At 49.7% G+C, this 15,400-nt stretch carries 13 protein-coding genes and 1 CRISPR repeat array; all 13 genes read left to right on the top strand.

Annotated elements, in window-relative coordinates; all coding sequences use genetic code 11:
• Positions 1-187 precede the first annotated feature (187 nt).
• The 13 genes from ACAM_RS04010 to cas6 all read left to right on the top strand — a co-directional run bounded on the left by ACAM_RS04010 (position 188) and on the right by cas6 (position 15,396).
• Complete coding sequence (locus ACAM_RS04010) at positions 188-1,987, top strand: hypothetical protein (RefSeq protein ID WP_148706405.1); 1,800 nt, start codon at positions 188-190, stop codon at positions 1,985-1,987.
• Positions 1,988-2,531: 544 nt separating this feature from the next.
• Positions 2,532-4,720: a CRISPR direct-repeat array (repeat unit 25 nt; unit sequence CTTTCTATTCCCTTTAGGGATATGC).
• A gap of 374 nt (positions 4,721-5,094) precedes the next feature.
• Positions 5,095-5,877, top strand: a complete 783-nt coding sequence (gene cas4a, locus ACAM_RS04005) for a type I-A CRISPR-associated protein Cas4/Csa1 (protein ID WP_148706404.1) — start codon at positions 5,095-5,097, stop codon at positions 5,875-5,877.
• Positions 5,877-6,857: a CRISPR-associated endonuclease Cas1 gene (cas1, locus tag ACAM_RS04000; RefSeq protein ID WP_232502329.1), complete on the top strand. Its 981-nt coding sequence runs from the start codon at positions 5,877-5,879 to the stop codon at positions 6,855-6,857. Before cas4a ends, cas1 begins: the two co-directional genes overlap by 1 nt.
• Before the next feature lie 6 nt (positions 6,858-6,863).
• The gene (gene cas2, locus ACAM_RS03995; RefSeq protein WP_232502328.1) at positions 6,864-7,139 is read left to right on the top strand and encodes a CRISPR-associated endonuclease Cas2; all 276 of its coding nucleotides are present in this window, start codon (positions 6,864-6,866) and stop codon (positions 7,137-7,139) included.
• A 10-nt stretch (positions 7,140-7,149) separates the two neighbouring features.
• Positions 7,150-7,746, top strand: a complete 597-nt coding sequence (cas4, locus tag ACAM_RS03990) for a CRISPR-associated protein Cas4 (protein ID WP_232502327.1) — start codon at positions 7,150-7,152, stop codon at positions 7,744-7,746.
• Entirely contained in the window at positions 7,710-8,432 is a 723-nt protein-coding gene (locus tag ACAM_RS03985) for a CRISPR-associated transcriptional regulator Csa3 (RefSeq protein ID WP_022541526.1), read from the top strand. Before cas4 ends, ACAM_RS03985 begins: the two co-directional genes overlap by 37 nt.
• A 113-nt stretch (positions 8,433-8,545) precedes the next feature.
• Entirely contained in the window at positions 8,546-8,995 is a 450-nt protein-coding gene (locus ACAM_RS03980; protein WP_022541525.1) for a CRISPR-associated protein, read from the top strand.
• A gap of 7 nt (positions 8,996-9,002) precedes the next feature.
• Complete coding sequence (gene cas7a / locus ACAM_RS03975) at positions 9,003-10,043, top strand: type I-A CRISPR-associated protein Cas7/Csa2 (protein ID WP_022541524.1); 1,041 nt, start codon at positions 9,003-9,005, stop codon at positions 10,041-10,043.
• Positions 10,024-10,947: a type I-A CRISPR-associated protein Cas5a gene (cas5a, locus tag ACAM_RS03970; RefSeq protein WP_148706402.1), complete on the top strand. Its 924-nt coding sequence runs from the start codon at positions 10,024-10,026 to the stop codon at positions 10,945-10,947. Before cas7a ends, cas5a begins: the two co-directional genes overlap by 20 nt.
• The gene (gene cas3 / locus ACAM_RS03965) at positions 10,925-12,643 is read left to right on the top strand and encodes a CRISPR-associated helicase Cas3' (RefSeq protein ID WP_022541522.1); all 1,719 of its coding nucleotides are present in this window, start codon (positions 10,925-10,927) and stop codon (positions 12,641-12,643) included. Before cas5a ends, cas3 begins: the two co-directional genes overlap by 23 nt.
• A gap of 257 nt (positions 12,644-12,900) precedes the next feature.
• Positions 12,901-13,485 carry a CRISPR-associated endonuclease Cas3'' gene (locus ACAM_RS03960; protein WP_148706401.1) on the top strand — a complete coding sequence of 195 codons (585 nt, stop codon included), beginning with the start codon at positions 12,901-12,903 and terminating at the stop codon, positions 13,483-13,485.
• Between the two features lie 16 nt (positions 13,486-13,501).
• Complete coding sequence (gene cas8a2, locus ACAM_RS03955) at positions 13,502-14,647, top strand: type I-A CRISPR-associated protein Cas8a2/Csa4 (protein ID WP_022541520.1); 1,146 nt, start codon at positions 13,502-13,504, stop codon at positions 14,645-14,647.
• Positions 14,647-15,396 carry a CRISPR-associated endoribonuclease Cas6 gene (cas6, locus tag ACAM_RS03950; RefSeq protein WP_022541519.1) on the top strand — a complete coding sequence of 250 codons (750 nt, stop codon included), beginning with the start codon at positions 14,647-14,649 and terminating at the stop codon, positions 15,394-15,396. Before cas8a2 ends, cas6 begins: the two co-directional genes overlap by 1 nt.
• The last annotated feature ends 4 nt before the right edge of the window (positions 15,397-15,400 follow it).

Raw genomic sequence — 15,400 nt, 5'->3', positions numbered from 1 at the left:
CCTGGCGCAAAACCTTGAATCATGCCAAACCGTAGGCATACTTTATGTTCTCGACAGCCCGTAGGACTGAGTCGTGAAGGCCCTCACTATATGGCTGAATATGGCTGAAATTATATATTTATAAATAATATGTCAGGGAATCATACCAACTATTGAATTAACAGGTGTTGGCACCGGAGTATGTGTTGTGACTGGTACTCGTGTGGTATTGAGACTTGCACCCGCTCTGATTCTATTGGCGATAATGCTTGCCGGGTCGCTTCCACTAGCTGTAGGGTCCTCTCAAAGCATAGTTATTACAACCGTTCAAGATCCTTCTATTATAGGTGTTTTCTCGGGCTTCGATACCAACAGGTTTCTCGAAGTGAACCCGCTGGCAGTATCGTCTGGTAGTGGTTTGAGTGTTGTAAGCGGGTATGCACTCCAACAGATGGAAGACGAGGAAAAAACCTATGGGTTCCTCGCACTATTTCCCAGCACCTCCTCCTCAAAGCTCAAACTGATATACTCTACCTACTCCAACCAACAGTACACTAATGAGCATTCCAGGGATGTAGTGGTAGTCACCCGGAAAGGCGAGTCAGGCGGGATCGGGGATATCGCCGCTCCCCCGTCTACGGAGGTTTGGCTTCTCCATGTATCCACAGTCTGGCGGTACAGCTTCAACACCGCGTTTAGTGTGGTGGGCTTCGATAGCAAAGGGGAGGTGATCTGTCAAAACGGCTTTACCCTAGAGAAACTGAAGGAGGGACCCTCAACGGGTGGTTTCCAGAGCGGTGGAGAGGCTATCGTCCATGACGGGAGAAATGCTTATTTAATCGCCTCTATAAACAACCTCGATAGCTATTACGCAGAGAACCCTGTGATAATAGCGAGGTTCGACGGCAAATGCGGCCTGAGCCAACCCAGCATGTTCAGGATAGGCTCATCCCCCGACAGCAGAGCCTACGTCGGGGACGCCGTATACAGCGGCGGCTACATATATGCGGCGGGCGTGTACAAGAGTGGAGTCCAGGGAGCCCCCTACAAGATGCTGGCCCTCAAGATATCGGCCGAGACTCTGGGTATAGTAGACTCCAGGATACTCATAATACCTGGCACTGAAGATATGAGCCTGCATAATGCTCGGGTTGATGCGGGAAACGGTGTAGTAGCCATCTCAGGCTTCTACACGGGCATGGATAACATGGGTAAGCTGGCCACCATAACACTAAACCCGGCCACCATGCAGCCTGTATGGGCGTCGACAGTAGAGTTCCAAGGCGAAGCGGGGAGTGGAGTTGCTGAAGGCGTTATGATAAAAGATGGGATGGTTCTGACAGCAGGATCCATATTCCAGGGTAACTATACGAGCCCAGACGCGTCAAAAGGGTTCATAACAGCACACCTAACGGACACCGGAGCTCTGGGAGCAGCGTACACCCTAGGCTTCGAAGGGGCCATAATGTTCAAGGATATGGCGGCTAGAGGGGATGATATTATGGTGGCAGCCGAGTGGATACCCGGAGCGCTTGACGCAGGGCTACAGAACACAACAGCTACCAGCAACACATTCGACGGAGAGGATATAACAGTTATAGACATACCCAGATCTAAGACTACATCACCCTTAAAACCGGCGTCAGACCTTACTGGAGGCCTAAACATAGTAGACGCGACAGACGCACTTAGAACAGGCTATTCAAACATGAAGGACCACTCCCTCTACATAACCACCCTCAAGGCATCCCTCCAAGAGGAATCGACAACGATAGGCACAACCACAGAGTCCCAAAATGAAACATCAGCAACCACCAGCCAACAAACAGCAAGCCAGACAACAGTAGTAGTCACCGAAGGGCAGGAAAGCCCGACAGAAACAGGAGTAGACAACTCTGAAGACGAGGGAGACGGGATAAGACAATACATACAAGGCATCCCCCTAGAAATACTCGCAGCAATAGCAATATTGCTACTTGCAATCGCCGTAATAGCAATAAAACGATAAACCAAAACACCTCTTTAACCCCGTGAGGAAATTAATATACTAACTACATAATTATGGCATATGTGGCTCCTCGGCATGTATATCGAGTAAATAAACCTCCATGCACCCCCAGCAGGATAGATGAAGACTGTCTTCAAACAAAAACCAAGTATATCCAGGAACAGGTTAACGCTGGATAAAACTAATTAATCTGCTATATCTTGGGAAAACGCTGTTCGGAACTATCTAATATCTAGCGATTGAAAGGTTCAGAGAGACGGCCTTCATGAATTATGATTTTAACGGCGATAGTGTAACATGACCTCCAAGTTACTGGGCACATTGGAACTCTTTTCCCGCTCGACACTAACATTGGCATAACGATATATGTCATTATCATCTACTGACTTTTGCTCTATCTTTTCTCTTTCCGAATAAGCGGAGGACGCTGCTTTAAGATATGCTCCACCTCTACATGCCAGGTATGCCTGCCCTATAGTTCAAACTTATCCCAGCATCTTCAACGATGCTTATGTAAAAGAGACCTATAGACGAAATGTCCAAACCTTCTATTCCCTTTAGGGATACGCAGATAGTGGGTGAACTCGTGAAGACCGGTCAACGCAACCTGCTTTCTATTCCCTTTAGGGATATGCAGCCACCGCCGCTGCCGCCCGAGCCCCCGCTACCACCGCCTCTTTCTATTCCCTTTAGGGATATGCTTGGCAGGTACGGCTGGAGCCTGTAGTCCACGCCCGCCCTTTCTATTCCCTTTAGGGATATGCAGCTTGGCTAGCAGTGAGATAGAGGCTGAGCTGTGGCATCTTTCTATTCCCTTTAGGGATATGCTGGGGTGGATAGGTGTGAGTGACCTGGCTAAACGCTGTTATGAACTTTCTATTCCCTTTAGGGATATGCGCTCCACAACCCATCACCCCCCATACTCCTCGAGTATCATCTTTCTATTCCCTTTAGGGATATGCCAATATGATCTCAACAACTCTGGCACCTACGCTACTATAGCCTTTCTATTCCCTTTAGGGATATGCTCCTGTAGAGGGCTAGCCAGGCGAGAGCCGCGGTCCCAGGCCCTTTCTATTCCCTTTAGGGATATGCCGCTGGGCATACCGCCCAGCAGCACACACGGGCTCATGCAGCTTTCTATTCCCTTTAGGGATATGCACAACCGCGCAGACGGCATCCGTAGACCTTACACAGTATTTGCCCTTTCTATTCCCTTTAGGGATATGCCCGCAACGGTGACAACGGCCAGATAGGAGGTTGCGACTTTCTATTCCCTTTAGGGATATGCGGCCGTGGCTAGCAACGTGTGGAAGCCTGACGAGGTTGCCTTTCTATTCCCTTTAGGGATATGCGCCCTGCCTATCCTCTCACCCACACCCTCAGCCCCCGCCTGCCTCTTTCTATTCCCTTTAGGGATATGCCACTACACAGTATGGCCGTCCTGGAGGCCTACATCACCATCTTTCTATTCCCTTTAGGGATATGCCATCTGGGGTCGGGTTCGCCCGCGGCGAGGTAGGGGCTCTTTCTATTCCCTTTAGGGATATGCCCGGTACTATTCTTGCTATACGCTTCCATGGAGCCAGGGGGCTCTTTCTATTCCCTTTAGGGATATGCGTGCTAACTCACCTAGCACGCCATCTTCCCAGCCTCGAAGCACTTTCTATTCCCTTTAGGGATATGCGGACGCCAGGAGACTAGCAAGCCTGGTAGCCAGGTTCCTCTTTCTATTCCCTTTAGGGATATGCCTACGTATCAGTCGAGGCCCGTGGGTGCAACAAAAATAAACGTAACTTTCTATTCCCTTTAGGGATATGCTCGAGAAGTTTATAGAAGACTCTGTAAAGTCCGGGCTGGGAGGCTTTCTATTCCCTTTAGGGATATGCACGCGGAGCTGAAGTACATGGGGTTCCCCGACGACAAGGCGCTTTCTATTCCCTTTAGGGATATGCGCCTGCCCACCAGCTCGCTGTACCTCGGGCTCATGGCGTACTTTCTATTCCCTTTAGGGATATGCGGCGAGGCATGTGGCGATGGAGCTGCTGGGGAGGCTGAGCTTTCTATTCCCTTTAGGGATATGCCAGCCACCCCCAGTCACCATCCAGATACTGCCTCACGTACTTTCTATTCCCTTTAGGGATATGCTCAGCTAGTATTGCTGATAAATATAACAGGCTTGAGAGTTTAACTTTCTATTCCCTTTAGGGATATGCAGCGTCTTACCGTTTCTTATCAGTAATAGAGAGTTAGCTTTCTATTCCCTTTAGGTATTGTCAAGATCCGCCTGAACCGACGGCTGGAAAGAGAGTTAGCTTTCTATTCCCTTTAGGGATATGCCCTCTCGTTCTGTACACAGGTGTACCCACCCTTAGACTGCTTTCTATTCCCTTTAGGGATATGCGGGCCAAGATCAAGAATTCATTATTAAGGAAAAGAGTGTTCTTTCTATTCCCTTTAGGGATATGCGGCCTCCATCCAGGAGGTTTTACCCCGGTTCATCGGGGCTATCTTTCTATTCCCTTTAGGGATATGCAACCTTCTCCTCAAGCGTTTCCCTGGCCACCCTGGCTAGCTTTCTATTCCCTTTAGGGATATGCCGTAGGCGTCTTTGGCATGTGCCCAACTCATCTTCTCATTCTTTCTATTCCCTTTAGGGATATGCGCTGTTGCACTAGGAAAAGCTTCTTGCCAAGCCTATCCCTGAACTTTCTATTCCCTTTAGGGATATGCCGTTTAATCTTTTCATTGTTCAGTTTATTTAGTGTTGTATTCTTATATAAGCTTTTCTTTTCTCATAATTCAGAATATTTCACCCACAATTTGGCTTTGTTCTTCTTCAGAGAGGCTTCCGGTCATTTATATTTATTTGTAGTTTGCTCGCATTAAACGTTATTATGCGTGTCCTTATTTTTGATGGACTATTTTAGATGGGTACATTTTCTATCTGTTTAGATTGATAGTTTTGAGTTTATTATCAAGGTCTTGCTATTCGTATTTTAGCTTATAAATGGTTAATGTGTCACTTTTCACATCTTATGTAACAATAGATACATTGTTCTGATAAATAGATGTACCGCTTGTTTAATAACTTAGTGGTGTTGTGTTTGTTCCCCCGAGGCTTGTGGGACTTGATAAGATCCTCTGCTGGCGATGGAGTATACGCCGAGTTAAGGGGATGGAAATGGGATGTCGTAGGTCCTAGGTACGCGGCTAGGCCTACACTCAGCGATGTTACAGGGGTTTGCCCCGTTGGTAGGGATACTTATCTGAGGAGAGTCCTAAATACGAGGGTTAATGGGGGGCTTCTCAGGCTGGGGGCTCTAGTACACGAGGCTTTCCTGCTCCCCTTCAAGGCTCACAGAGTAGGCGATGCTTACAGGATGTTTAATTACTTGTTGAAAAGGGTTGGAGCACGAGGCAACGAGATCCGCGTTATGAATGCTGTTTTTGAGAAGGCCGTGGAGTTTTCGGCGGCTGCAAGGGTTGACGGAATTCCTGTTGCTGTCGAGCCTAACGTGCCAGGAGGCCCTGTGGGGCTCAGCGACTATGTCAGGCCGGATCTACTTGTTGGCATCATGCCGGTCGACCTAGTGCTCGCTGGACATGGTGATAGGTGGATTGCAAGGAAGGAGCTAGCTATAGCTGGATATGCTCTTGCTGTCGAGGCATGGACTGGAAACCCCGTTGACTACGGAGTTGTTGCCGGCCTTAGGGTTAACGATGAGTTGAAGATTGTTTGGAGGCTAGTGAGGGTCGACGATCACCTCAGGACAAGGTTCCTTGAGAGGCGTGATGCAGTAGCGAGAATTATAGAGTATAGGAGCTATCCGGGATTGCCCGAGGCATGCCCTGCAGGATGTGCCTTCCGGGAGGTGTGCGGAGTTTGATGATGGTGGTTGCAGAGCCCGGTTCAAGGATAAGGGTTGCTAGAGGTGCTTTGGTTGTGGAGACTAAAACAGGAAAAAAGGTTGTAGTAGAGAGTAGCGTGGAACGTGTAATAATATCCAGTAGCAGAGTCTCTATCTCTAGCGCGGCCGTACGAGCGGCTGCAAAAATGGGTATAGACCTCGTCTTTCTAGACTGGGATGGCAGCCCCGTGGCGAGGCTCTACCCACCCATTATTAATAAGACCGTGGCAACTAGGATTGGACAGTTTTCAGCCAGCGAGAGGCTTAGAAGACTCATAGCAGCAGAGCTGGTATCGGCGAAGATCTACAACCAGGGCCAGACCCTAAAGTATATTGCAAGACAGAGAGCAGATGAGAGACTGAGAGAGGCCGGATACGAGGTTGAGCTACTATCTGGAGAGCCATTGCGCATAGCAGACGAGGATGGGCCCGGGTTTAGGGATAGGCTCCTATCAATTGAGGCGAGAACGTCGAGGAGATACTGGCAGTGCATAGCAGAGATACTTCCTGAAAGACTCGGGTTCAGCGGCCGTGACCGAGGAGCCCTTGACCCCTTCAACGCCGCCCTCAACTACGGCTACGGCATACTCTATAGCATTGTCGAGAAGAGCCTCCTTCTCGTCGGCCTCGATCCATACCTTGGCGTCTTCCACACCGAGAAGAGTGGGAAGCCTAGCCTAACTCTGGACGCTATAGAACCCTTCCGAGCACCCATTGTCGACAGGATTCTTGCTCTGAAGGCTGGGAGAATATATCTCAAGCTAGAAGCTGGAAGGCTAGACTATAAGTCCAGAAAAGAGGTTGCTAAGGCGGTTGCCAGCTCGCTTTCCATGAAAGCTGCTGTCAGAGGGTTAGGTAGAAGAATTAGGCTCGAAGACGCCATAATGATTCAAGCGCGACGGCTTGCAGAGGCTTTCCGAGGCTCCGGAGGGTTCTCAGCTGTCAGGGTGGGGCTGTGATCCTTGGTGTACGTTTTAATAGCCTACGATATAAGCAATGATTCTAAACGCCTCAAGGCCTCACAGAAACTTCTGCAGATGGGATTCGCTAGGGTACAGAAGAGCGTGTACATCGCGAAGGGAGGACGGAGCCTTGCCAAGGAGGCGTACCGAGCTCTCCAGAGGCTAGCGGACAGTAGGAAAGACAAGATCATGGTGATGGTTATTCCAGGCGACAGTGTTAGGGATGCCTACGGTCTTGGGGGTAGTCTTGAGGATGTGAAGAGAGTTGTGGTGGTGTAGTTTGAGGCCGGTGTCTATGCTGAAGGAGTACGCGTACTGTCCGCGTGTCGCCTACTATATGGAGGTTCTTAGGCCTTCATATAGGCCCACAGAGCCTATGAATCTCTCTCGCGAGATTTATAGCGTGGACCATGTTAGGGAGATCCTAAGAACCTCTGGCTTCAGAATTGTGAAGGAAGAATGGGCTGTACCCTTGAGAAGCAAGCGTCTAGGGCTACAGGGTGTTGCAGACGGGGTAGTTGTCGAAGGGAGGCTGGGCATTGTAGTCGTCGAGGCTAAGCTAAGTGTAAGGTCTAATAGATGGCTTCACACTAGGGACCGTCATGTTATCTTTCAGGCCGCTGCCTATGCGCTAGCCCTCGAAGAGACCAGAGGATATTCTGTTGACTACCTAGCTATCGTTTCGCTGGAGGATTCTAAAACTTACGTTGTTAGAATGTCCCCTAGCCTGAGACGTGATGTGATCAGGCTAGCTGACGATATGAACAAAATCCTGGACGATGGTCTAGAACCTCCTCCCAAGCCAGGTAGAAAGTGTGTGGCATGCAGGTTCAGGAGGGTGTGCCAGCCTTGGGTAGCAGGGAGAGGCTCAGAAAGGTTATACTGACAACAATGGGGTTTAACTACTCCAGGCCCTGGCGTGCAGTAGCATCTATCGGCCTGGAGCCTGGGAGCCTCGTAATAATAGTTAACAGCGAGCCCAGAACAAGGGAGGCAGCTGACGCCGTAGAGAAGCTTAAGAACATGATTATAGACGCTTATGGAGATCTTCATGTGGAAACGAGAGACGTATGGCTAGACCCCTCTAATGGTATACCCAGAGGAGTTGCCAAGATGAGGAGGGTTGTCGAGGAGGCTGCGCCTGCCAGAGCATACATTCTAGCCTCTGGAGGGTTAAGATGGCTAGTAGTCTCTGCCCTTCTAACAGCAATGGCGCTCCAAACAGTGGGTGTGTTCCGCGGAATCAAAGTGGAGATGCTAAGAGTTGATTTAGAGTCCGAGGCCGAGGGTATAGACCTTAACATACGTCCTGAGATGCTGCAGCCCTTACAACTCGAGAGCGTGCCGCCCCTCGCTACAATAGATTATAAGGAACTCTTGGTAGTGGAAACCTTGGTAGGCCTAGGGAGGGCTAGAGTAAAGTCTATTGCAAGATCCTTACAGGTCTCTAGAACTCTTGCTGACAGGCTTCTCCGAAAGCTTGAGTCGAAGAAGTTAATATCTTCAGAAGTGAGGGGGAGAGGGAAGCTCTATAGTCTCACCGATTTAGGCTACATGTTAGTAGGCATATAACACTAAAGCAAGTGAAAAATTCTTTTTCCCATAAAACATGGAATAGTATTAGTGACACATTAAGGGTTTATATGGTATTAATCAGCATTATTTATACTGGAGGCTGGCATGTTTTGGCTTCCCCCAGCTATCAGAGCGTAAGCAGCATTGGGGTTCTAGAAAAATGTATGGAGAGGGCGGATGGACAGCGGGATCCTGTAGAAGATCTTGCGAGGACTGCTAGGATAGTTATCTTAGCGGAGGAGGCATACGATATAACCGACACTCTAGCGTCTAGGCCCTCTTCCTACGAGGAACAGCTAGCGTTGTTAGCTAGACTTGCTGTCAAGGTCTACAAGGATCTCGAGTCTCTCTACAACAAGGGAGAAGGGGAAAGAGTGGAAGAGGCGTTAAAAAGACTAAGGTACATGGCAGCTAACCTCGAGAAGTTATTCCGATATCTTAGGTGTGTTGAGGCGGAAGGAGGCGAGAAGCTACTGAACCGGGAAGTCAGGCGGCTTGCAGCCTTATCACTAGCTCCTGACCATCACGCCCTCAGCATTAGGGAGATCCTATGGGGGTGACATAAGCATGACGTATGTTAGGGTTGCGGGCAGGGTCAGAGTCAACGTGACGGTCCTCACAGGACACGGGACGGCTGGGAACTACAGTATGCACGCCCGAGCTAGAGTCTACTGCTGTGGCGATTCTTCAAAAGTTTACGAAGTCCCTGTCCTAACAGGGAACTCCCTGAAGCACTGGCACGCGTACTATGCAGCTCAGGTATACCAGGCTCTAGGAGGATCGATGTTGAACGAGCTGTGCAAGAGAGGTATAGGACTACGGGGTTACAATGTTGATGCAAAGTTAGAAGGTACCAGGGAAAAAGCTACAAGTGAGTGCGAGGCTATAAAGGACTTCTGTAACGACCTGCATGGCTTCCTTATACCAGAAAGTCAGTTGAAAAGGGATAGTCTCGCCAGGTTTAGCTTCGCAATACCAGTTCTTAACACCGAGATATTGGAGGACGTAGAGAAGTTCTCGGTAACCCATAACAGGGTAGACCCGTTGCAGCGCCGCGGAGCCGAGGGAAAGGGGAAGTCAAGTAGTCAGGAGAATAGCACGACAGAAATGATGGTATTCAAACAAGAGTACTCTTCCGGACTCTACGGCATTGCAGCCTCCTTCGACCTTGAATACCTGTGCAGGCCACTCTACGAATCCAATGGTAGAAGTGCTTGCGATGAAGAGGAGAAGATGAGGAGAGCGAGAGCCTCTTTATTAGCCCTCGCCTACCTCCTGGGAGGAGCGGCTAGCAAACAAGCCAGAGCCCTTCCCATAGCTATGGTTGAAGAGCTTGTTGTGGCTGTGTGTAACAAACCGGTTCCCAACGCTGTCCACGGTTCGTATGAGAACTATGTTGAGAAGACAGCTAGTCTACTCAAGGGTGTAACCGAGTCTCTCGGAGACGGTGCTAGCTGCATTCTACACTGCTATCCCGAGGGCATCTGTGGTGGATATGGGTCCGACAAGCTGAAGATTAAGGAGTATAGGGACCTGGGAACCCTACTCAAAGAGGCTGCAGATCACGCCTCCGAGCTGGTGGGAGGTTATGGTGGGAAAGAAGCGTAGAGCTAGGATGCCGATAGCTGAAGAGAACGGATCCTCATCGGACACCGTGAGGCCTGGAGACTGGGTGGTAGTGGCCGAGCTAGCCACTCCAGCGTTTTCTGTAAAAAATCCTGAAGCTTATCAGGTGGCATCACCCCTACCCCTTCCGCTGCCTTCAACACTTCTAGGGGGTCTCATGAGGGGTGTATCACTACTGGACTCATGCACCGGCGGTATTGCTAGCCAGTCGTGTATAGAGAAGACTGGCATGATGGTCAAGGCGGCTGCACCACTATCAAAGCCAGGCCAAATACTGGGGGTAGAGTGGGAAGTTGTGCTCCGGAGGCTCCGGAAAGTTTTAGAACCGGATTCAGAAAAGTGCTCGAAAAAGAAGAATGCGGGTAAAAGGAGTAATAGAGCTTTAGACGAGTTACGCGAAATGAGTGATGCCTTATTACGAGGCTATATAACGCCTTATAATCCAGTATATGCTGTATTTGTCGCTCGAAACAGAGACGATATTAACAAAATCGAGAAGGCCATATGGTACATAGATCGTCTAGGAGACAGCGAATCACTAGTATCCGCGCGCCCCGTTGGGAGATGTCAGCTGGCCGAGGTTAGGTCTAGGTCAGTAAATACTCCCGTAGCTTTAGACAGTGCTGTTGGAGGAAGCTTCACCGTCGTGTATGCCCCAGCTCGTGCAGACGGTACTGGCGGAACTCGGAGAATCGAGGCCATTGCTATAGCAATGCCAGTGAAAAGAGAGGCCGTAGAACGCGGCTACGTTATAGTCTATTCTGAGATAGAAGTTGAAGGCTCAGTATACGGATGCAGCGTTGAGGGGATCGAGGGGAGGATTAATGTAGCTGTGCACGAGAGCTTCCACGAGGTGTCCGGCTATGGAATATGGATGCCAGCCTAACGTCCTCAAAAGGACAATCTTTGAGATGGTGATGAGACGGATCCATGCGGAAGGTGCTCAGAAGGCTGTTGACGAAGCTCTCCTAAACAGCCAGGCGAGGGCCACCGAAGAGATTTGTAGGGTAGCATATGAAAGTCCAGGAGGAGTTGTCTTTCTTGAGGCCCCTACTGGGGCCGGGAAAACAGAAGTGTTCATGGCATCCTTACTGGCTAGCTTTGCCAGTAAAAGGCCTATTGCGGCCCGGGGGTTCCTTGTTGAGCCTATGCACTCCATACTAGAAGCCATGGTTGATAGGCTTAAGGCCTCTATAAAGATTTTGGGAGTTTCTGAAGATCATGGTGAGACAGTACAGCCTACTTTCCTATATACTGCTCCCATTACCGTGACCACGCCGGACACGTACTTCTACGGTTTCGCCGCCTCCAGAGTCTACAGGATCTTAACGCGTGAAGGCGTTGAGACGGGCAGGTTCTCGATGCCCGTGGGTCTGCAGGCTACTAGTTATACTGTTTTTGACGAGGCCCACCTTGTGCAGGACGAGGTGTTCCTTAGCCCCAGGCTTCTTTCACTCGTTGTAGCTGCACTAGCCAGAGCAGGTGGATTAATCGTTGTCTCTTCCGCCACACTACCAAGTTATTATAAGATGACTATCAGGGAGAAGCTTGGTGATTGGCGGGTTGAAGAGGTTAAGCTAGATCATTCTGTATCATCTCCCAAGATAGATGTAGAAGTGAAGAATAATAGTCTGAAGCCAGATGATGTAGACTGCAACGTTAAGGGGCTTGTCCTAGTAAACACTGTCCGAAAGTCAATAAGCGTCTACAAATCACTGAAGACAAGATGCAGCAACTCGAAGATACTCCTGTTGCATTCGCTTTTCAAACGTGGAGACAAGAACAGAAAGATAGAGTTACTACAAAAGCTACTTAAAGAGCAAGATAGTGGGGTTATAGCCGTAGCCACTCAAGTCCTAGAAGCTGGGGTAGACCTCGATTTCGAAGCGCTCTATACTGAGACGGCTCCCATAGATTCTGTCATACAGAGGCTTGGCAGGATAGGTAGGAGGCGTGGCCGTGGATATGCAGTCATTTACGACGCCGAAAGCCACCATCCATATCCCGAAGAGCTGTACTTAAAAAGTAAGGAGATACTGGATCAGCTGGCTGGAACCTACACACCAAGTATTAGGACCTCCTCGGATCTAGTTAATTCAGTATATAAAAGAGATATAGTAGACTCCCTAGCAAGGCTTGGAGACACGCTAATGCTCCGAGCCCTGACATACCTTGAGAGCCTCGCACCCCTCTCATACCCGCCAAACGACGACTTGTACTTCCGCCCCTCAGCTTTCATAGACATAGCAATACTCCCCTGCGACATCGTGGAAGAGAGTAGAGAGTGGAAGCCCGAATGGGAAGAACACCTGGTTAGACTATCAATAACTCTCTCTGCAAACGAGAAGACCTCGGGTTGGGAGAGGCTTACTAGATTATTGAGTGAGGCGGAGAAAGTTTACGAGGTACGGAGCGGGCCTGGTGGCCGGAGGCTAATTCAAGCTCAAGCTTCGCAAGGACCAAAGCCTGGTTCCACGCTTGTAGCCTGCCTTGAGAATCCAGAATATATATACAATGATGAAGAGGGACTTCTAGTATCGTCGCTGTCGGGGAGGAGGTTTAGAGTGGGGGTTAAATCATGAGTAGGGGGGCTTGTGCTTATATAATTCGGAAAGCTACTGGTGGGCATGAGTGCTGTGAGACGCTGGAGGAACATGTTCAGCGGTCGTTGGAAGTGTGGTTGGGGAGGCTGAAGAAATGTTATTCTAGCGCTGTTAATAGGATCATCTATAGCCAGGGATCACAAACCCTCGCCAGTGTTTTGGGAGATCCTGTGGCGGTCGCCATTGTATTACATGATATCGGGAAGACCGTTCCAGCTTATCAGGAGAAGCGTATAATGCGCGGACGGGTTCAGTATAGGCACGAGCTAGTGAGCGGGGCTCTATCCCTAATAGCTTTAGAAAAGGCGGCGGATATGGCGGGCATAGGCGAGAATGAGAGAGGACTTTACGTTTTCGAGGTCCCCCTCGCCGTTATGATGCATCATGAATCGATTTCCATGGGCGTCCTTGCAGGGGAGTTGGGTGAAAGGTTCGTGACGCTTTCAGTGGCCAGCCTCATGCTAGAGGATTATTATGATGGAGAGCTGTGGGGGCTTGAGAGGCTAGCCAGGACTGTAAAGAATATGAATGTTGTTGGGGATGAAGTAGTTGACGTCCTTAAAATCCTCTCAGGGAGCCCGCCGTCCCGTAAAGAGGTCATTAATGCGTTAGGTCGGCTAAAGGCATACTCTCTCTCAGGCGACACGTTATCTAGACTCTCCGCCCGCGCTAGGGTAGCAGGGATTCTACACCCACTAGTCGTGGCTGACAGCATAGCGGCAAACGAAGGTAGGAAGAGGTGTAATGGAGATGGGGGGACGTGGATAGTCAAGAGGGCTTTAGGAAGAGACGGCCAGGCGCCAGCTGAGCCATGTCTCTAATAGTTGGGGTGTAATTATGGTTTGTATACTCTACACTCCTGGCCACAACCTCTACACAGACACCCTCATACTCTATGGTATTGCAAGGCTACTGGCTTGGTCGGGTAAAGTAAGTGGCGAGGTAGAGAGGGTTGGCGAAAGATACGTGTTAAAAGTAAATGCAGATAACTGCCATCTCGCGAGTCAACTACCAGAGAGCATTCAGCTTGCCCTCAGGCTTCTACAGGAAGAACAGCAACAAGTATTTCTTGGCGATGAAGGCACTTTCTATTCAGATCTTTATAGGCTAGCACGTGGATCTAATATTGGAGAAAGTATTTTAAACAATCTCAGAGTTAGAGTTGCGGCTAAAATTCTATCCAATGACGCCAATATACTTGAGAAATACACTAGCCCGGGGCACAAGAAGCTTCAAGGGGAGTTTCGTAAGAATAGCAAGAGCCTCGCTACCCTCGCACTACCTTTAGGACCCGTGTACGGTAAGTACTCCCACACGTGGAGTTCAAAGCCACGTAAGTTAGAAAGAAAGGATGAAAAGCAGTATAAAGTATGCCCATACTGCTATTTTTTGAGTGTACTAGGCTTCCACTACGGTTCGTATACGTATCAGAAGGATGGTGAAAGCAAAGTAGTGACATTATCCCCGCATCACGCCAGCCTGGAGGATGTCCTGGCCCTCTCTCAGTCATTCGAAGCAGCTTCCATATGGATGCCCGCTATATTGCGTTATAGGAACAATCTTACCGGGCCCGGATTATCACTCTACGTACTCTCTTTGGGCGAGACTCTTTTAAGCAATAGCTCCCATTTCGAAGTGCTGTACGGAGAGTTCAGCGTCGATAACAACAGGTTTAGAGTTGTAGATGTGGGTCGCCTGCCTGGCGTTCTCCTAACTAGCATAGCGATAATAAAGTATCACATGGCGTCCTGGCCGAGGCTTATTGATTTTATAGCAAGAAGAGACCCCGGCCTTCTACATAGAATTGCCCTAACCTTATCCTTCGAGGTTGGAAACGAGTATGCTCTATACGGTATACTAAGGGAAATACTAAGCCTACTGAACGATAATAACTCGCAGGAGGCCAGGTATCTCGCCAAACAGCTGGATAGGCTCGCTGAAGGGCTCGCCATGATATGGGAGAGCTGGGGGCTGATAATCTGATGGTTATTGGACTATATAAGGTAAGCCTTATTCTCGAATCGACCAGGCCCCTCCCACTTCTCTCTTGGAGCGGTGTTGTGGCCGCGAGAATAGTGAAAGAGTGTATCGGAGGCCGGGAGGGCCTGGTAAGTGTCGAGCCCCTACAGAAGGAGGGCCAGCCCCTCAATGCCTCTCCTAACAAGCCATCCACGATTGAAGAACCTAATATCCTCCTAGGAGCAACACTCAACACCACCGGGTTCTATAGGCTGAGAAGCTCGCTGCCTGGTTGTTTGGATCGTTGGGGATTTAGAGTTATCTCCTTCGAGGTCGAGAGATGGGTGCCGCGTCTGCCGCGCCGTGTGACCACCAGTAGAGACGCTATAGAGTTTACCGTTGAATATTGGCCCACTATCTACGCGTTTAGAAGCCGTCCCATACTCTACCCAAGCCCCCAGAGGCTGGTCTACAGCGTTTTCTCGGCCCTCGCGAGGCACACAGGCCTCAGCCTCAAAGGATATGCGAACACTCTAGCTAGCAACGTGGAGCTGCTTGGATGGAACGGGCGTGTCGGCTTGTACAGTATAGGCAGGGACCGAAAGGTGAGGGCTTTCTATGGGAGGGCGACCTATGCCGCCACTGCTAGGTATGTAGAGCTGTTGCAGCTGGTCATGGAAGCGGCCCAGGTTCTCCACGTTGGCAAGAGCAGGGGTATAGGTTTTGGCGCGGTAAAGCCTGGCAGCATTATGCAGATGGTAGGAAGCCTTTAACTAG

The organism is Aeropyrum camini SY1 = JCM 12091 (assembly GCF_000591035.1).
Classification (GTDB): Archaea; Thermoproteota; Thermoprotei_A; order Sulfolobales; family Acidilobaceae; genus Aeropyrum; species Aeropyrum camini.
Note: the sequence above shows the minus strand (reverse complement) of the source record. Positions and strands in the feature narration are given on the sequence as shown.